This is a genomic window from Ruegeria atlantica (genome assembly GCF_947495585.1).
Lineage (GTDB): Bacteria > Pseudomonadota > Alphaproteobacteria > Rhodobacterales > Rhodobacteraceae > Ruegeria > Ruegeria atlantica_G.
In genome coordinates this window covers 197284-215829 of sequence record NZ_CANLZK010000006.1, presented here as the reverse complement: position 1 = coordinate 215829, position 18546 = coordinate 197284, and the positions used below count along the sequence as shown (strand labels likewise).

The 18546-nt window shown below is 52.8% G+C and carries 13 protein-coding genes and 2 pseudogenes; 13 read left to right on the top strand and 2 right to left on the bottom strand.

Going from position 1 to position 18546, the window contains the following annotated elements:
- Positions 1-22 precede the first annotated feature (22 nt).
- The 12 genes and pseudogenes from QMP16_RS13055 (at position 23) to QMP16_RS13000 (ending at position 15073) form a co-directional block, all read left to right on the top strand.
- Positions 23-2242: a S8 family serine peptidase gene (locus QMP16_RS13055; protein ID WP_282152721.1), complete on the top strand. Its 2220-nt coding sequence runs from the start codon at positions 23-25 to the stop codon at positions 2240-2242.
- On the top strand, positions 2239-3552 hold the full coding sequence (locus tag QMP16_RS13050) for a trypsin-like serine peptidase (RefSeq protein WP_282152720.1): 1314 nt from the start codon (positions 2239-2241) through the stop codon (positions 3550-3552). The genes QMP16_RS13055 and QMP16_RS13050 overlap by 4 nt, the downstream gene beginning before the upstream one ends.
- A 35-nt stretch (positions 3553-3587) precedes the next feature.
- Positions 3588-4739 (top strand): trypsin-like serine peptidase, encoded by a 1152-nt coding sequence (locus tag QMP16_RS13045; protein ID WP_282152719.1) that lies wholly within the window; start codon positions 3588-3590, stop codon positions 4737-4739.
- 358 nt (positions 4740-5097) lie between these two features.
- A pseudogene (locus QMP16_RS13040) lies at positions 5098-5601 on the top strand (IS5 family transposase); the annotation flags it as partial.
- 49 nt (positions 5602-5650) lie between these two features.
- Complete coding sequence (locus tag QMP16_RS13035; RefSeq protein ID WP_282152718.1) at positions 5651-6217, top strand: hypothetical protein; 567 nt, start codon at positions 5651-5653, stop codon at positions 6215-6217.
- Positions 6218-6320: 103 nt separating this feature from the next.
- On the top strand, positions 6321-6602 hold the full coding sequence (locus QMP16_RS13030; RefSeq protein ID WP_282152717.1) for a hypothetical protein: 282 nt from the start codon (positions 6321-6323) through the stop codon (positions 6600-6602).
- A 62-nt stretch (positions 6603-6664) separates the two neighbouring features.
- A complete protein-coding gene (locus QMP16_RS13025) occupies positions 6665-6967 on the top strand; it encodes a hypothetical protein (RefSeq protein WP_282152716.1) in 303 nt (100 codons plus the stop codon).
- 24 nt (positions 6968-6991) lie between these two features.
- Positions 6992-8659 (top strand): hypothetical protein, encoded by a 1668-nt coding sequence (locus QMP16_RS13020; protein ID WP_282152715.1) that lies wholly within the window; start codon positions 6992-6994, stop codon positions 8657-8659.
- Between the two features lie 145 nt (positions 8660-8804).
- Positions 8805-10316: a hypothetical protein gene (locus tag QMP16_RS13015; RefSeq protein WP_282152714.1), complete on the top strand. Its 1512-nt coding sequence runs from the start codon at positions 8805-8807 to the stop codon at positions 10314-10316.
- Positions 10313-12448: a BadF/BadG/BcrA/BcrD ATPase family protein gene (locus QMP16_RS13010; RefSeq protein ID WP_282152713.1), complete on the top strand. Its 2136-nt coding sequence runs from the start codon at positions 10313-10315 to the stop codon at positions 12446-12448. Before QMP16_RS13015 ends, QMP16_RS13010 begins: the two co-directional genes overlap by 4 nt.
- Entirely contained in the window at positions 12399-13586 is a 1188-nt protein-coding gene (locus QMP16_RS13005; RefSeq protein ID WP_282152712.1) for an acyl-CoA dehydratase activase-related protein, read from the top strand. Before QMP16_RS13010 ends, QMP16_RS13005 begins: the two co-directional genes overlap by 50 nt.
- 188 nt (positions 13587-13774) lie before the next feature.
- The gene (locus tag QMP16_RS13000) at positions 13775-15073 is read left to right on the top strand and encodes an adenylate/guanylate cyclase domain-containing protein (RefSeq protein WP_282152711.1); all 1299 of its coding nucleotides are present in this window, start codon (positions 13775-13777) and stop codon (positions 15071-15073) included.
- A 21-nt stretch (positions 15074-15094) separates the two neighbouring features.
- On the opposite strand, the pseudogene QMP16_RS12995 reads toward QMP16_RS13000, so the two are convergent.
- Both QMP16_RS12995 and QMP16_RS12990 read right to left on the bottom strand, forming a co-directional pair.
- Positions 15095-15535 (bottom strand): annotated as a pseudogene (locus tag QMP16_RS12995) (cupin domain-containing protein); the annotation flags it as partial.
- A gap of 988 nt (positions 15536-16523) precedes the next feature.
- The gene (locus tag QMP16_RS12990) at positions 16524-17318 is read right to left on the bottom strand and encodes a 2OG-Fe(II) oxygenase family protein (RefSeq protein ID WP_282152710.1); all 795 of its coding nucleotides are present in this window, start codon (positions 17316-17318) and stop codon (positions 16524-16526) included.
- 110 nt (positions 17319-17428) lie between these two features.
- Here QMP16_RS12990 and QMP16_RS12985 point away from each other — a divergent pair, with 110 nt between their 5' ends.
- Entirely contained in the window at positions 17429-18316 is an 888-nt protein-coding gene (locus QMP16_RS12985) for a LysR family transcriptional regulator (RefSeq protein ID WP_282152736.1), read from the top strand.
- Positions 18317-18546 lie beyond the last annotated feature (230 nt).

Below are 18546 nucleotides of genomic sequence, written 5' to 3'. Positions count from 1 at the left end.
TCTTGAAAGGTAGGGCTTGGACATGAAAACGCAGATTGGTACATGTGCATTGGTTTTGGTGCTTGCCACATTTGGTGGTTCCGCATCTGCGCAGGATCGTGAAATCGTCTGGACCGAACGTGCTGAAAGCACCGTGCAGGCGCAGCTCGCACAGGAACAATTTCTGCTGACTTTGTTTAACACCGGGCGGCTCCCTTTCAAAGAAGTTCCGATGGATACCCGAACGACACTCGAACAGGTCATGCGAGCAGAGGGGGCCTGGGTCGGACCGATGACCGAGCAAGTCGCCAGCATGCTGTGTGAGGTAAATCGCGACCATTGCGATCAGGACAGCAAAGAAGTTGAAGCGAATACCCTGGCAAACCAGTCTAAGCATGTCGGCGGAACACGCAGCACTGATTTGCGCTGGACGGTTGGCAAGGACGAGACGGTACGTATCCCCGACCTGAGGATTGCTCAGGTCTGGAAACCGGAACCTGCCGACAAAGGCGCCAAGGTCGAGGCGACCGGCATCAAAATTATCCAAAATTGCCTGACGGATCGGATCTGCATTGATGATTATGTGCCCCAAGAGGGGGCCAACGACCGTTTGGGTCGATTTCGCGGCGTCAAGGTCGCCACCCGGTCAACAGATGGCAGTGGCCTGGCATTGCGCCTTGTACCGCAGTTGAATGCGGTTGTGTCCGTATCAGAAGCGCCTCTGGCGGATTACGAGGAAATTGTCAAAGACCGCGCGATCAGGTTCGATTTCAACGACAACCAATTCGAGAAGCTGAATCAATCATTGTCCCGCGGCATCGTCGGTGGCGTACAGCTTCGTCTGGAGCACGGACATGACACCGGCGCTTTGTCCGGTTTTGAATCTGAGCCATTGGCGCCGCACACAAAGGACGTCTTTGACTCGTTTTGCAATCGTGCCGTGCATGGCGAATGCCCGATTATCAACACTGATGGGCTGGCGTCTATGGCCGTCGCAATTGTCGATCAGGTGCCGATTGTTGATGACGAACTGATACTTTCACACTGCGATCTTGGAAAGGTTTCGATCATCCGCTTGTCGGATCGCGTTGTGTTGGAACATCAGGCCGGATTAGATGATCCGAATTTTGATTGCAGCACAGTCGTCTTGCCGCATCAAGTGCTGCCCGAGCATCATGGGACACACGTTCTTGGCATGCTTGCTGCAGAGCGGAACAATCGCGGTATTAGTGGCCTGCTCAGCGGTCTGCCCAACCTGTCTTTCGTCGTCATACCCTTTGATAGCGTTCGCGCCGATCAGGGGGATTCGAACTTTGCAATCGATATCGCGCAAGCGATCGATGCAGCAATTTTTGAACAGGTCAAAGTCTTCAACCTCAGTTTCAGTTACAGCCCCCCCCAGAACGGAGGGAAAGATGAAATCCGTGACCGCATCAAAAAATGGGAAGATCACGCGCTATTTGTCGTAGCGGGCGGTAAAGAGGGCGATGATGCCAACGAAGGGCCGTGCGAAACGCGTCCGGCCTGCTTCGCGGAATCGCTTGAAAATGTAATCAGCGTGGTAGGTCTGGAAACTGTCCCGGACACCGTCGCGCTGTTGGAAAATCTTGATGAACCTGGCAAGTTCTTGACGAATTTTGGCGACAAGAATTTTATGTTGGGCGCACCTGCACGCAACATTGTCTCAACCGTTGGCACGTCGTCTTTCGGGCCCGCAACCGGTACTTCACAGGCGGCTCCGCAAGTCACCGCAGCGGCGGTCCTGTTGATGAGCAGGGGAAATGTTTCACCCAAGAAGGTGCGGGAACGCCTGATTTATTCATCCCGACTGTCGCTTGATACCATTGATCAAATCAACGGCGGCGCACTGGATGCGACTGCCACGCTGATGAAGGACAGGGATCAGGTGCAACTGATTGACGGTTGCCGGATCACGGGTTCTGCACTGGACTTACGGCGAGAGGTTGGTGGAAATCTGGATCAGGGTAGTTTCGACCTAACATTTCTCAGCGGACCACAGCTTAGTCTTCGGCTCAGGGACGTTCGGCGTATGTTTTTCAGAAATAACAGGGGGATATTCTTTCACACCCTGAACGGGACACTTAAACGGGAAATCGCGACATTCACCAACAATCCTGAAAAGCACTTGTTACGTCTGAGTGTTAAGTCGTTTTCGGATGAATGCGCGGACAGGTTCGCTGTAGATGACCTTGCCACGATCAAACTGTCGGAGATCGCGGATTTCATCTCAAGAATGCAATGAGGATTGCCACTACAGTTTTGGTAACTTTCCTTGTGCTTGGCAATTCAGAATTAGACGCTGAACCGCATGTCAGCGGGCGTGTCGCCGAAGTTTTGGTACGCTATCCCCCCGAAGGCATTGCGCTGGCTCCCGGTGATCTGGTTTGGGCCCACACGGTCACACCGCCGGTCGCGATAAGTGCCGGAGCGAACACAAAGATCCGAATTCGAATTTCAGGGGTGAACTTACCGCACGGGGATGACGTCAGAATCGAGATCGCCGACGGCAACGGTCAGGTTCATGATGTCCTGGACCGAGACAGGTTAGAGGGTCAGGAAGACATCTGGTCCATGTTCATCCCAGGGCAACAGGCGAGCCTTCGCGTCCGTGGTCAGGACGCAACTGACGGATTTACCTTCGTTGTCGACAGGGTGCTGTTTCCGTTCACAACCGTCGCGGTTGAGTCATTTTTTGGGGAAGGTCAATTGACGGATATCGTAGAATATCAAGGGAACCAGGCGGATGTGATCAAAGCCGTTGCAACATCGGTTGCCAAAATCGACTATGCCGTTGGTGGTCACGGAGATACGTGCACGGCGTTCAGAATAGGTGCCGATCTGGTACAAACCAGTGCACATTGCGTTGCAACGCAAAACGTGTGCGCCACGACAATTGTCCAGTTCGGATTTCAAAAAAACGCATTCGGCGCCTTTGATCGTGGACAAAGTGTTCGGTGCGTCGAAGTTGTCGCCCAAGAAGGCGAAGAGAGCGCGGACACCGCCATTTTGCGCGTTACCCCAGCGCCCAAGGATGAGTATGAGATCGTAGATTTCCGCGACCATGATACCGATGACGACGAACCGCTTTTTATTGTTCAGCACCCGGGCGGGGAAACCAAGAAAGTCTCGATCATAGATTGTGCTGTTTTTGACAACGCAGAAACTGAGGCGTTTCTGCACGGCTTTGGGCACAGTTGTGACACCAAAGCAGGTTCTTCCGGGGCGCCAGTGTTTGACCTCGCCGGGCGTGTGGTCGGGCAACAGCGTGCCGGACACCGAAATCCGGATGTAACGGACAAGCCCAACCTTGCCACATTCGGCTCTCTCTTACGGATTGACTCGGTTGGATTGGTGCAGGACGGGGCCCCTGTTGGCATCGAAGCTGCTCCCGGCGGGCAGGATTCCGAAATCCCAAGCACTGCGGTTCCCTTACCTCTGCCGATCGCTCCGGATGAGCCCACTGCACCAGAGGAACCACCGGTATCTGATGCACCAAGTATTTCTTCTCCGGGATCGGGAGGGTCTGACACGATAGCCCCGGACACGGATTAACTGATCGCTTTGAATTTCACAAAAGGAGAGTTTTCATGCATTACAATTCTTATCCACTATTGAGTACATTTTTTTCGGTTGCCCTGATTGTCTTTTCCTCTGACGCCTTAGCGCAAGAAGAACCATTGGGAATAGAAAACCCGGATTTCGAACCGACCGAAGACCGTGATCCGCTGGGACATTGGACGCCTCAGGCGTTTGCCGATGCTCAAAGCCAAGGCATTCCAATTCCCGAAGCTTCGTTCGAGGCCTTGGTGGAAGGCGCCGAGATTCAATCCGATGCAGAATTGCCAAAGGTTGCTGAAAGTGGGCGTTACGCGGTTGCAAGTGACCAAATTCAGGCCAATGCCAACGACATGCTTTTCCCGGACACAAAACCGATCGACACGACAGCACCATTTGTTCCGGAAGCTGCGGGCACCGAAGGGGCCTATTTCACGAGCTCAAGATTGATACCGGAAGATGCGCGGCTGCATTATCCCTATCGCGTGAACGGAAAGATTTTCTTCTCTAAGCCTGGTGTAGGCGACTTCATTTGTTCGGGGACTGTCATCAGGCCCCGGCTGATCCTTACAGCGGGCCATTGTGTTCACGAGGGGGCCAATGGAAATGGTGGGTTCTTTTCAAACTTCATTTTCATACCCGCGTACCATCGAGGAAACGCCCCGTATCAGGCCTGGAACTGGACGTGGGTTGCAACGACGGGCTCGTGGCTGCAATCAGATGGCAGAGTCCCCAATGCCGGCGATCTTGCAATCATCGAGGTAGAGGACCGTGACTTTGAAGGAGAGACCAAGCGCATTGGCGAAGTGGTAGGTTGGGCAGGATTCCGCACCAACGCGCTCAGCCCGAACCACACAAAAAAGGTTGGCTACCCCGGAAACCACGACAGCGGTGAAGTGATGCACCAGGTCGATAGTGCCTTCCACAGAAGCGCGTCCGAGAACACGGTTCTTTACGGATCTGACATGCGTGGTGGTTCGTCTGGCGGTGGTTGGTTTGAGAATTTCGGTGTCAAAGCCGAAGGGCAAGATGGCGCCATGCACGACAGCCCGAACCGAATAGTCGGCGTTACCTCTTATGGATTCCGAGATACTGCACCAAAAGTTCAGGGAAGCTCCAGGCTTGGCGATGAGTTTCTGGATCTTCTGAACCTTGCCTGCAACCATCAGGCAGGTAACTGCTGACATCAATCCTTTGGACCGTCCTGTCAGACCAGGTGGTCTGTTATCCATAGGGTTCCAATTCTATGGTCCCTCGCCACTCTGAACGGTCAATTTCCATTTGGAAAAACTGCGGCCCTAATAAAATGTCAGGGTGGCGGGGAAGAGTGCAAGAACCGGTCGCCAAGATATTGGTCGGGCTTTGGCCTGACATGGCGGAAGGCTGTAGGTGGCCGAATAGATAGTATCCGCGCCACCTCTGGTACGGCCGGGTTCACTGTATGGGCGCTTTGCGGCTGCGTCTGCTTAGGTTCTGGACCCATTAATTGGTTGCCGTGATCTCGACTGCGTGATTCAAGCCCCTGAATTTCAGGGGTGTGAAATGAGCAATCTATTCTGGCTGACTGACGAACAAATGGAGCGTCTTCAGCCTTACTTTCCGAAGAGCCATGGCAAGCCGAGAGTTGATGACCGGCGTGTTCTGAGCGGGTTTATCTTCATTAATCGCAATGGGTTGCGGTGGTCTGATGCACCTCGTGAATATGGGCCGCCAAAAACCCTCTACAACCGCTGGAAGCGGTGGAGCGACATGGGTGTGTTCGCTCGGATCATGACAGGGCTTGCTGCGGAGGGAACCGATCATAAGACCATCATGATTGACGCGACTTACCTCAAAGCGCACCGCACGGCTTCCAGCCTGCGGTTGAAAAAGGGGGGGAGTGGCAGGCTGATAGGGCGCACCAAGGGTGGCATGAATACCAAACTGCACGCCGTTACTGACAGCCTCGGACGCCCCATCCGCTTCTTCATATCGGCTGGGCAGGTTAGCGATTACACGGGGGCCAGAGCTTTGGTGAATAGCCTTCCATCGGCTGATTGGCTACTGGGTGCTCACCAACATCCTGTTGAACCGGTTCCATAATCAGTTTTGGTCGATGATCAGGGAAATTGATGTGAAAGCTTCAAAGCAGAGCGGATACTCTAACTTTGAGGTTTGGTTTTATGCCAAAAAAGAAGGTGAAGACCTAGACACTGCGCGAAGTCAAGTTGAGTCCCGCAACGCAGGTTTCCTTGCAGCCATGAACCGCGCAAAGCAGGCTCTAGAGGCCGACTTTCCGCTCGAAGCTATCGCCATCGAAGAAAGTCTTATCTCGGCAATACTGTATCATTTCGTGGTGGCAATGGGTCAGGATAGGCCACCTGAACTTTTCGGTAGGCTTATTTCAGAATTCCGTTCCAAGGCTGATGCAGCACAGAGTTATCCTGCCGACCTGATTATTCGAATTGATGCTTGGAGGCTCAAGCGCAACGAAGCGCTGCATCGTTTTGTGGCCATTCGACCGGACAATATTGAAAAAGGTCAGGATGCCTTTTTGGATGAAGCACGGGAGGCTGGTCGGGCCGGTCACATGCTTTGTCAGGAGTTGGTGGACTGGCTGCGATACGAAGCTGCGTTCTTCTTTAAGGTGCAATTCGAACTGCCGGGTGGGACACTGCATTAGAACTATCCAAAATATCCATGAGATGGATGGTGTTGGTTATCAGCATTCATGACATTTCAGAAAGGACCTTCGAGCCTATACCAAGAGTGATGCAAACAAATTTATGGACGCGCTTATTGACCGTGGCCTGTCTGGCAGCAGCATCACTCGCATCTTCGGAACAGTTCGCTCAATAGCGAACTTCGCTGCTAGCGAGATGGACATCTCGATGACGAACCCCTTTGGCGGCTTCTACTTCGACCGCCAAGCCGAAGTGAAAGAACGCGAGCCCTTACCAAGCAAAGTGGTACGTGCCGTGCAAGGTGAATGCTTGGCTGAAGCATCCAAAGCGCGCCTTCATCATTCACAAGGTTCTGACGCGGATTGTCGAGAACGATTTGCTTGATGAGCTTTCGGTAATACCGAAACAAAAAGCTGTTGATCTACCCCGGCATGCTTTCGTTGATAATGAAAACTGACGGTTGCTCAAAGCCGCTGGCAAGTGTGCTAAACCTTCCGGGTGCCGATCACCAGTCAGCACACAAAATGAAACGGTTTGCGGTCCGCAGGATCCTCCGTTCGGCCGAGGGCGAGCTGTTCGGGGCGATGCGCAGGAATATTCAGTCTGCACTGAATCTGCTCAACAAAGTTGGGGCTAGCTTTCCCAAGTTTGTGAAAAACGCAAAAATGTGCGATTTTGGTGTAATGCGGCGCTTTTTATCAGGCACTGGTAAGGCAGGCTTTCAAGGCAAATTTATTGCCGTCTCATAACAATTTGAAACCGGGAGTCTTGAAATGCCCGAACAACATAAGTTCATCGACATGCACATCCATTTGTTTACGGCTCGTTATCTGCCGCTTCACGGGATTTTTCGATCGTTTGGGGCCATCAATTGGCTGGCACGTGGGCTGGCTCGATTTGCGGTGTCAATCACCGGGATGGATGATTTGGATTCCTCGCCCAGGCTGGCGTTTTCCAGTAATGTGCTGCGCGCGTTACAAGGGCAAAGCGCTGACGGTCTTATGAATGCAATTGCTGCAAGAAGCCGTGAACTATTGATAAAATATCAGTCATCCACAACAGAAAACGAGGCAGAGGAAGAAAGTGCACGACTTCTGCTTAGGGCCATTGATGACTTGAACAGTGGGCTGTTTCCTGTGCAGCACGCGAAACGTCCGGCAAGCAGCCGGATCATGTTTGATGCGGAGATCCGGCAAGGGTCCGCGTTCGACGGCACAGGTACCACTCCGGACCATTTGGATACCATCCTTGCGCAAGGTTTTGCGCTTGCAGCTGAAGCCTTGTCCGAAAATGACTTTTTCGATGATGCGGCCCATCTGCATTCTGAATCCCATTTTGAAAAGAGGACATACGACGGCCTTCGTTCAGCGGGACTAACCCCGCGTGATCTTGGGATCATTGGCCAGTTGTTGGTTTTCATCGGGACCATGGTTCTTTCGGAGCATGATCGCTATCAGGCCCTTGAAGATGACTATGCTGATGGCAAGCCGAGTAACGGGGTAGATGCCGACAAATATGTCGGCATTTTGCTCGATATGCATCACGCCTATGTGGAAGTGTTCTCACAAGACCTTGATCCGCCGTACTTTGACTTCAAAAGGCAAATTCGCCGAATGAAAGCACTGGCCGCGCTCAGAGGTGTTGAGCTGATTTCCTTTGGATCCGTGGACCCGTTTCGAGGGCCGCGCAAATGCCTGGAAAACGTTGATTACGGCGTCGAGCAGGGCGTGGAAGGCTTCAAACTTTACCCGCCATTGGGGTATCGCGCATTCGAAAGCAACAATTATGTGACAGCCGTAAATCCTGCAGCTCAGCGTGCCGATAAGTACGAGGATTTAGCAGAGAATCCGGCGCCAACGCAACACGCACAAGACGCGATGAATGTGATCATCCAACACTTTTCGAAATGTAAGCTGAGGTTGTTTGCGCACTGCAACCCCAAGGGGTTTCAGGTTAAGCAGGGATACGGGATATTTTCAGACCCGGAACACTGGCGTCAGGGCATGGAAGAGTTTGATGCGAAGGATCTTCGGCTGTTTCTGGCGCATGGCGGGGGCACAATGGACGTTGACTGGCACGGCTGGGCTGCGGCGACGGACGAGGATTTCGAGAAATCATTTGCCTATCGCGCGGTCCGGTTGGCGCAGACGCACCGGAATGTCTACCTTGGGCTCGGTCACATTCTGGATGTCTTCGATGCCGACAACCATGACGTGATACGTCAACGCCTGGTCAGTCTTCTGAACGCTCCGCAGCCAGTAGGGACAAGTTACGCGATCTCTCAAAAACTCTGCTACGGTTCGGACTGGAATATGCCGAGAATGATTGGGAAAACGCGCAAATACCTAAGTGCGTTCTACAGGATTTTTGATGATCCGAAGCTGCGCCCATTTGCCCAGGATTTTTTTAAGGATAACGCTGACAGGTTTCTCAACAGTTAAGATGCTCTGAACCACTCACCGGACCGCTTTTTATAGGCCAGCGAGGGCGTTTGGCATCAGCGGTGCAACGCAGGGATAGGTCAAATCCCAAATAAGAAATTTGATACATCTAAGAAACATGTTATGTTGTTTGGGGGTGCATTTTATGAACCGGATTTCAGAAACCACCTACAAAGCTTACGAACCACGCCCGTTCACTGCCGATGAGCGCCCGGATGTCACCTTGTTGTTCGGAGGTGTAACATGGCGCGCCGAGCAATTGCTTGAGGGCCTGTTCAGAAGCGCCGGATACAACGCACAACGTCTGCCGGACGTGACGGTTGATGATCTGTTTCTTGGCCGGGAACTGGCAGATGTCGGTCAGTGTTGCCCAACTGCTTTCACAACCGGGAATCTGGCTGGTTTCCTCAAGGCCGAAGCCGACCGTATCGGCTCGGAAGAGGTTGCAGAAAAGTATGTTTATGTCACTGCTGGTGCCTGTGGTGCTTGTCGGTTCGGACAGTACCACCAAAGCTACGAGTTGGCGCTAAAGAACCTTGGGCTGGAAGCATTTCGAATGTTCCTCGTTCAGCAGCATGAGATTGACCAACCCAAGGAGGGGGATGCGGGTCTGCAAACCGACATCCATCTGCTGCTGAGTACGGCGCTGGGGATGATGGCCGCCGATGCCATTCAGGATCTTGAGTATCAGTTGCGACCCTATGAGACCAAACCGGGTACAACCAACCAGGTGGCCCAGGCGGTGGTAAACGAAGTTAACGACGTGATGCTTTCGCGTCCGAAGAGCTTGTCGAAGTGGAGATCGATCGGCTGGCACCTGTTTACCCGTCGTTTTATCAAGGCCATGCAGCGGGCCAGAAAACACTTTGAGGCGATCGAACTTGACCGCCTGAGGGTGAAGCCGATGGTCAAGATCACGGGTGAGTTTTATCTTGCGACTGCTGAAGGCGTGCAGAACTACAACATGCATCGATGGCTGGAAGCTGAGGGCGCAGAAGTTCAGCCAGCCCCAATGGTTGTCTGGTTCGATTACCTGATGCGCTACGGCGGTCAAAAGCTGGAACTGCGCTTTGGGATTACCGAAAACGCCCGCAAGAATTATTTTCTGCTCAGGCTAGGGCAGCGGGTATTCCGTGCAAAGTATGACCAAATGCGAAAAGCGCTTGGCAATATCCCGCGGCCGATGCCGGACCAGAACGAGCTACGCAGACTTGCCGCACCGTTTTTCAACAACATGATCAATGGTGGAGAAGGCGACCTTTTGGTTGGTAAGGCCATTTGGGCACACACCCGCAAGAAGGCTCATATGATTTGCGAACTTTCCCCTTATGCCTGCCTGCCCAATACGATGAGCATCGGCGCCATGGCAGCAGTTCAGGGGCATTACCCGGACATGCTGTATGCGCCTATTGAAGTTAAGGGCGACAGTGATGTGCATGCCTTATCGCGGTGCCAGATGGTCCTGACCGAAGCAAAGGGCCGCGCAAAGGATGAATTCGACACAGCACTTGCAGCAGCCGGTCTGACGCTTGACGAGGCTCGCGCCCGATTGAAACAGCGTCCGGAATTGAACGCGCCCTTCTACCGGGTGCCGCATCGCGGCGCGGTTGGTACAGCGTCAAATATCGTACTCGAACTCGGAAACGCGACGCTGTGAAATATGCCGGGATCGATATCGGTTCGACTACGGTCAAGGGTGTTGTCTTTGAAGAGGGCAACGTCATCTGGAAGGCGTATGGGCGTCACCAGACAAGACAAGCTGAGAAGGCTCTGGAACTTCTGGCCCGGATGGAACAGGAGGCCGGGCTCGCCCCCGGCAGGGACATTGCGACCTTTACCGGCTCTGGGGCCGGAACCCTTGCGGGTCATGTGAATGCCCGAACCATACAAGAAGTTGTTGCTGTTGCCGCAGCGGTCGAGTCCCTGCATCCCGATGTGCACTTTGTGTCTGAAATCGGGGGCGAGGACATGAAGACTTTGTTTTTCACGCCCACTCCGGCAGGCAAGGCCAAGCAGGTCTATATGCAATCGGCTTGCAGTGGGGGAACTGGCACCTTTATTGAAAAATCGGCGCGAAAGCTGGATATCGCCCCCGACGAGCTGACGTCTTTGCCTTACGAGGGGCAAACGCTTCACCGGATCAGCGCGAAATGCGGGATTTTTGCTGAAACCGATGCCAACAGCCTCGTAAAGGCCGGTGTTTCCAAGCAAGAGATCATTGCTAGTCTTTTCGATGCAGTTGTACGACAGAACCTAGCTACGCTGACCAAGGGCAACACGCCGATGCCATCGGTGCTGCTGCTGGGTGGGCCTAACATGTTCTTTCGGGGACTTCAGGAAGCCTGGGCGCATCACCTTGCCGCTTTTTGGCAAGAACGTAAGGTCGACTTGCCAGAGGGTAAAGACATTTCGGACGTCATACTGGTTCCTGATGATGCCCTTTATTACGCGAGCCTTGGGTGCGTCGAGATTGCGCGGCGCGAGACCGGCGAAGCAGCGCAATATGCTGGAACGGACAGGCTGAAATGGTGGGTTGAAACCGGGCAGCATGAAGAAAAAGCAAAAGTAGGACAGAAAGCCCTCGCGCGGAGCGATGAACTGGACAAGTTCATGGACGATTTTGGAACGCCAGATATCGTTGCGTCAAAGAAACCCTCGACCGGTCCGCTTTATCTGGGATGCGATTTCGGCAGCACAACGGTCAAGGCAGTTGCGATTGATCGCAATGCGGACATCATGGCATCCATTTATCGGCCCAGCCGCGGAAACCCGATCGAAGATGCGAAAACTGTGTTTCGCAAAGTGAAGGAGGCCGGGGTAACTGAAATCTGTGGGTTGGGTCTGACTGGTTATGGAAAAGACCTGCTGAAGGATATTCTGGGCGCGGATGTCCCGGTGGTCGAAACGGTGGCGCATGCGTCGGCTGCCCTGCATGTGGCCCCCGACGCCGACGCAATATGTGATGTTGGCGGAACCGACGTCAAAATCATGCTACTGCGGCAACAGGCGGTGGTGGATTTCCGGCTGAATTCTCAATGTTCGTCCGGAAACGGTGCCTTTTTGCAGGGCATCGCGGAGCGCTATGATATCCGGCTTGAGGACTATGCCGACAAAGCCTTCAGCGCCGACCGGATGCCACAGCTTATGATGGGCTGCGGCGTGTTTTTGCAGTCTGATATTGTCAATCAGCAACGAAAAGGCTGGGCAGCCGAAGAGATCATGGCCAGCCTCGCCGCCGTCTTGCCCCTGAATGTCTGGGTTTATGCAGGGCAGTTTCAGAACCTGAAGGCCATTGGAAAAAAGTTCATTCTTCAGGGAGGAACGCATCGCAATCTCGCTGTGGTCAAAGCTCAGATCGATTTCATCAAAGAGAAAATTCCCGATGCAGAAATTATTGTGCACCCCCATGCCGGCGAGGCGGGTGCCCTTGGGGCGGCGCTGCTTGCAGCTGATTGCGCGTTGGACGGGAACGCTTCGCGGTTTGTCGGGTTTGATCGAATTGAGGCGCTGGAATACGTCAGCACGACTAACGACAAGACCACGTGCCACTGGTGCGCGATGAATTGCAGCCGCGCGTTTATCGATGTTCAGGTGCCGAGTGGCCCGGGCAAAGAAAAAAGCAAGGTGCCGCTTGCCAATGGTTGGGAAAGAATCATCACTGGAAACTCATGCTCCAAGGGGCTGATCGAAGACGCTGCCGAAATGAAGGAACGAAAGAAGCAAATCGACGAGGAACTGAATGCGCATCCCAATATTGCAGAAAGCGTTCGCGACAGCGCGTTTCGCTGAGAATGCGCCGGTTAAACGGAACCACAGGATCGGTATCCCAAGGGTGCTGAACCAATGGTCAACCCATCGGTTCTGGACAACGTTTTTTGTCGAGTTGGGTGTCAAGCGGCGCGATGTCATCTATTCGTCCGAAACATCCGAAGCCCAGCAACTCAAGTATGGCAAAGGTCGTGGCGCGGTTGATTGCTGCTATCCCGTCAAATGCATGACAGGGCACTATGGTGAACTGTTGACCGGATTGAAGCGCCCGATCGATATTCTGTTTTCCCCGATAATCCTCACGGTTCCATCCATTCTGCAGGGGAATGTTCGCGAGAATATGGCATGCCCGCGCGTCATTGCGGGACCCGAAAGCACGTGCGCCGGATTTCGCCGGGAATCCGATGTCTTCGACGAATTGGGAATAGCTTACGTTTCTCCGGCGGTGTCCCTGGCGGAACCGCCGATTGCCAAGAAGCAGCTTTATGACGCGTTCAAAGACATTTTCGAGGGAATTACGCCAAAAGAAGTGGCCAACGCGGTTGATTGTGCCTACGCGGCCCTCAACGATTTCAACACGGACCTCAGAAAACGAAGTCTGGAAATACTTGCTTCATGCGCGGCAGAAAACAGACCATGTATCCTTGCGCTTGGGCGCCCTTATCATATGGATACGGGTTTGGGTCACACTATTGAAAGCGAACTGCAATCATTTGGGTACCCTATTCTTTGGGGGCAGTATCTGCCTCTGGACCAGCCCGTGTTGGATTGGCTTTACACCGACTTGATCGCTTCCGGGAGAATCCGGAACGCGTTTGATATTTCGGACATTTGGAAAACTTCACACAGTGCAAACACCAACGAGATATTGTGGGCTGCGCGTTATGGGTCGTTAATGCCCTGGGTCACATGTGTTGTCCGGTTTTCAAGCTACGAGTGTGGAATGGATCAACCAACATACTCTCCGGTTCAGGCAATCACAGAGTCTCTGGGTACGTTATTTTTTGTGTTTCAGGATTTAGACGAAACGAAACCGGCGGGATCGGTGCGAATTCGAGTGGAAACAATAGCCTATTATCTGGAACGGAAATCCCCCGACATCATGAAGAAAAAGCTGCAGGCCTTGCAGGCGGCACCGCCGGAGGTGATTTTACAGTAAGAGGAGGAAGAGAAAGCACTTTCCGGCATCGATGGCCGATCTTTCGTTGCCGCATTATCAGGCCCAGAAGAAAGGCGTGATGATGGTGGGATTGGTTTAATAGGGATTTGCGCAAACCTTATGCCCCTTATGTCGGCGACTAGTATCATGGTAAGATTTGCGTGCGGGGTCAGCGTGGGGGCAAGGCTTTGTTCAAACAAATTTCCGAATCCGGGTATCCGGCTGATGCTTTGAAAGTCGAGCGAAAGATGCGGGTTGTGAATATCGCCGCATTAATCGCTTTTGGCGGATTTATCTTCACCGCGTTTTATCAGTTCCGTTTAGGACCGGACTGGCAGTACCTGGCTTATGTTAATCTTGGGCTGGGGCTTGCCGCCCTTTTGACGATTGCGCTGAATCGTTTTGGCCTTGAAGTGAAAGTCGCATATTTCACGCTTTGGCTGTTCATTTTTTTGGCGCATGATGTCAGCGCGGGCAGGAATGGCGAGGACCACCTTGTTTTGCTCGTGGGGCCGCCGCTCCTTTTCTATTTTCTCGGTTCAGCCTATTGGCGCTGGATAACCGCCGTAACCTTGGTCAGCGCGGTTTTTTTCATTTACATTTCACTTCACATCCCGATGCATATTTCAACGGGTGAAACGGTCTGGGACATCGCCGCCCACTCAATTGATGACATAATTTCGCCACAGCCCGAGGATGTGATTTTTGTCGTTTTGATCTTTGGAATCGTTGCAGCCCTCTATTTCACGTCTTATTCCGCCAACGCCGCAATTGAGCAGTATGAAGAGGCCCTTGAGCGCGAATTAGCAATATCAGAACGTTTGCTTAACGTCCTGCTGCCAACACGGATTATCGAGCGCATCAAAGCTGATCCTGACAAACTGGTTGCGGAAAGGTTCGAGCGCGCGACCATCTTGTTCGCCGATCTTTCCGGATTTTCCAAATACGCTGCAGAAAATGGTGCCGGGGCGACTGTAACGCTGCTGGATTCTGTGTTTTCGGAGTTTGACCGGCTGGTTGCGCACCACCATCTGGAAAAAATTAAGACAATCGGGGACAGTTACATGGTCGCGGGCGGCCTGGACGCGGCCGATCATGACACTCAGTCAGATGCCGTCCGAATGGCCGCACTTGCCCTCGAGATGGCGGATTCGGTCGATCAGATTTCCAGGAATCTGACACCTAAGGTATCTCTGCGTGTCGGCATTCACGAAGGTCCGGTAATCGCTGGTGTTATTGGCGGTGACCGGCCGTTCTTTGACGTTTGGGGCGATACGGTGAATGTGGCTTCACGAATGGAAAGCGCCGGAGTACCCGGACGCGTGCAGATCACGACAGAATTTTATGACAGGATTGCGCAATTTGTGAAATGCGAGCAGCGCGGCCCGATCGAGATCAAGGGCAAGGGTCGTGTAACGTCTTACTGGCTGCTTGGGTTTAAGGAAGAGCGCGGCGCGCGCGCAAGCTCTGGCCAAAGCGCTCATTGAATGACCCGGCACTTGATGCAGCTATTGCTGTTCAAGTGACACCCGCAACACCTGCGCGTCTTCCTCGCTGGTCGAAATACACCCATGACCCATGCCGCTGTCACAATACAGTGAATCGCCAGCCCTCATCGGCAGCGGGCGGTAGTGCTAGGAGATGAAGGTCAGTTTCCCGCTCAGCACATACATGAACTCTTCACCCGAGTGTCTTATCCATGTGTCGAACTCGGCTATTTCGCGGGCTTTGATGGTGGCGAGGTAGGGCAGCATGCGCTTGCTGGTCAGGTCGGTGCACAGTAACTAGTGCAGATAGGTCAGAGTGTTTCTGATCTCCCCGTTCTCCTTTGCGGTAAAATCACGCCGGCCTGAAATTCCCGACTGACCGAACTGCAGAAACAACTGGGGTGTGCTCATGTCCAAGGCCTGCATCAGCCTTCGCAAGATGTGGAAGCTTGGACGCGTCTTGCTGGTTCTCAAACAGATCGGCACCCAATGGAACTAAGCTCCGGCACTTGATCGCATCAACAACAGCAGTCACCACCAGCATCTTCCGTCCCCGCCACGTTCTTTTGATCTTCCTCAGCCATTGGAAATCCCTCCGTTTCCTGAGGTTGCCCTCTTCCCGATATGCGCACAAATTTGCGAATGAGAAATTTATCTACTTTAAGAGGGATAGCCCCACCCTATAGGAAAAAAGTTTCGAGCTAAGGATTCGGTAAGTAGGAGGAGACAATGTTCAAAACGCCGCTTACAGAGGCTGACCCGGTCATTGCCGCATCGGTTGCGCGGGAAGGCACGCGTTAGGCTGAGCAGATCGAGTTGATTGCGTCCTAAAACATCGTTTCTCGGGCTGTGATTGAGATGTATGTTGATGACAAGCACAACCTAAAGGAAGAGTTGCGACCAGTTGCGTAGTGTTCATTTTCCGAAGCAGCGGAAAGTGTTATTTACGTAAGTTTGTTCCCGAACATTACATTGGTCAGCGGCTTCCGTAACATTTGTTTATTTTCAAAATTTTAAATTCATTCCACCCCTCTGATTTTCAAAAGTTATACACGAAGTGATGCACTTTGTTGTAACTCATTGAAAACACGCAGGGTAACTTAACTGAAAATCCTCGTGTCGGAGGTTCGGTTCCGCCCCCGGGGCGCTACCCTAGAATTTGCATATTTAAATTAATGAGTTACATGGTATCTCGTGCTGTAAAACGACGTAAAAATGACGTAAAGCCTGGCGTAATTTTACATTTAAAAACAAATCGTTGTGTGCGAGCCGACGATCGGCGGCAGAAAAAAACGCAAAGACTGCAAAAAATACAACAATAACAATCGCTTGCGGTTATTCAATTTTAATACGGGTCGGCGAAGTCCCGACTGAGCCACGGGTACTGGTCGAACAACACATTCAGCGCTGTGTTTGTCGGTACTTTGAGGCGGGCGGCTTTCACTGAGTATTACACGCTGGCCGTTCGTCCATAGAAACCAAGCTGCTCTTTCGGCGTGAGTGTCACACCTGGGCGCTCGTAGAACGTAAATATGGTTACAATCCGTTCTTTCTTCCCTTTGACGGGGACAACACGGTGCATGGTGTTCACGCCACGAAACACATTCAAGGTCCCCGGCGTCAGTTTGATCTTTTTCACGTCCGGATCGGTGCCGTTAAGCACGGCGGCCACACCGTCATAGTTGGGATCCTCTGGCGTGCGCAGGTCCGAGCGATACTCGAGCTCGCCGCCCTCGTCGGGAGACTGGAGCAAGATCGTCGTCGTGAATTCAGATCGGTCAAAGTGCCAATTCAACGCCTCCCCTTCATAGCTCGCCTGAACATTTACCCGACCAATTGGATCGGTCATCGGATAGAGCTTTGTCTGCCCCATGGTTGCTGCCAGAAAATCCGCAAACGGTTCCCACTCGTATAGACGGATAACCGGGTTGTCGCCTAACTGATCCGCACAAAGCGTGTGATTGACCGTTTCAACCTTGGTCAAGGCCGGGTGATCCGCTGCCAATCCCGGAACTTCGTCTTTGAAGTAGATATTGTGCGTCCGCGCATGCCTGAAGGCTTCTGTGGTCATTGCAGGCTTCACCATCTCGGCCGCCTCTTTCACAACGTCTTCGCGAATGAACCCTGGCAGATCGAACATGCCCTTGGAAAACAGCTGTTGGTTACACCTCTGCACGAGCGCGGCATACGCATCGCTTTCAGGTTGATGAAGAGGGTAGCTTTCCAAAGCAATTAGATTTTTCATGACGGCATCTCCTGAATTCAACAACTCTATTTCCAATCAATACGGCTCTGGTTACAACGATAAAAATTATCGCCTACCGAAAGAAAAACTAAAGGGAGTCAGCGTTGAATATGCCCTCACTGACAGGTCTTCGCGCATTCGAAGCCGCGGCTCGCTGCCAGAGCTTTGTGAAAGCAGGAGAAGAACTTGGGGTTAGCTCTGCTGCAATCAGTTTGCAGGTCAGGAGCCTTGAGGAGAATTTAGAGAAGAAGCTCTTTGAGCGACAGGGCAACCGGATTATTCTGACGGATGCTGGTATGGAGCTGTATCCTGGACTCGCCCGCGCATTTGGGGAAATCTCGGGTTCGGTCCATCGATTGCGACAACACCGTCGGCCCCGCCAGCTCATCGTGAGCGTAATTCCTTCGCTCGCCGATTGTTGGCTTATGCCCAGAGTCGCGGGGTTTAGCGCTGAAAACAACGCCGTTCTGGACATCCGGGTTCAGGAAGACCCAATTGACTTCGTGAGGGAAGGCGCTGACGTCCGGCTTACCTATCAATCAAAATTCTATCCAAGCTACTTGGAGAAAAACCTGTTCTCGGACGTCGCACGGCCAGTTTGTTCGCCCGCATTCTGGGAATGCTTCGCTGACTCCGTGGGCGATCTCAGCAATGTTCCACGATCCCAGCTTATTCAGGTCAATTGGGGTGCGGCCTATGCGAGCGGCCCAACTTGGCAAGATTGGTTTTGCTCGGCAGGCCGGCCATTCGACGATTCCCAAGTCTCGGGCACTATCGTTAGTGATCTGACGGTCGCGATTACTGCCGCAAAGAACGGGGCTGGTGTCGCATTGGTTCCCAGCACTTTTGCAGAAGCCAGTATTGGGGAAGGTACCCTCATCGAGCCGTCTCAGATTTCCATCGCTATGGTAAGACCGTATGTGTGTGTTTATTCCGAAAAGAGGGCGGACTACTCGATATTGAAGCGGTTTCTTGAGACATTGCGTGTTGTAAATTAGCAAAAGAGTTGACCGGTGGTTGTGATAGCAATCGCCGTGCTCGTGCATCGCTAGAATAGTGCAGCGCTATCTTGTCGCTTCTGAGTGTAACTTGGAGACTTCCCGGAAACCTATGCTAGTGCGCCTTGTTAACACCAATGATCGTTGCGCGCTTTAAGGCTACGAAATCCCGCCGACAATGGCGGCTTTGTTGCGCGACCCTTTTGTTGCATCTGAATGCGGCGAAAGGA

Bases quoted from the DNA above. Each gene is read 5' to 3' on its own strand.
- QMP16_RS13055 (WP_282152721.1), top strand. From the start codon at position 23: ATGAAAACGCAGATTGGTACATGTGCATTGGTTTTGGTGCTTGCCACA.
- QMP16_RS13050 (WP_282152720.1), top strand. From the start codon at position 2,239: ATGAGGATTGCCACTACAGTTTTGGTAACTTTCCTTGTGCTTGGCAAT.
- QMP16_RS13045 (WP_282152719.1), top strand. From the start codon at position 3,588: ATGCATTACAATTCTTATCCACTATTGAGTACATTTTTTTCGGTTGCC.
- QMP16_RS13035 (WP_282152718.1), top strand. From the start codon at position 5,651: ATGATCAGGGAAATTGATGTGAAAGCTTCAAAGCAGAGCGGATACTCT.
- QMP16_RS13030 (WP_282152717.1), top strand. From the start codon at position 6,321: ATGGACGCGCTTATTGACCGTGGCCTGTCTGGCAGCAGCATCACTCGC.
- QMP16_RS13025 (WP_282152716.1), top strand. From the start codon at position 6,665: ATGAAAACTGACGGTTGCTCAAAGCCGCTGGCAAGTGTGCTAAACCTT.
- QMP16_RS13020 (WP_282152715.1), top strand. From the start codon at position 6,992: ATGCCCGAACAACATAAGTTCATCGACATGCACATCCATTTGTTTACG.
- QMP16_RS13015 (WP_282152714.1), top strand. From the start codon at position 8,805: ATGAACCGGATTTCAGAAACCACCTACAAAGCTTACGAACCACGCCCG.
- QMP16_RS13005 (WP_282152712.1), top strand. From the start codon at position 12,399: ATGCGCATCCCAATATTGCAGAAAGCGTTCGCGACAGCGCGTTTCGCT.
- QMP16_RS12990 (WP_282152710.1), bottom strand. From the start codon at position 17,318: ATGAAAAATCTAATTGCTTTGGAAAGCTACCCTCTTCATCAACCTGAA.
- QMP16_RS12985 (WP_282152736.1), top strand. From the start codon at position 17,429: ATGCCCTCACTGACAGGTCTTCGCGCATTCGAAGCCGCGGCTCGCTGC.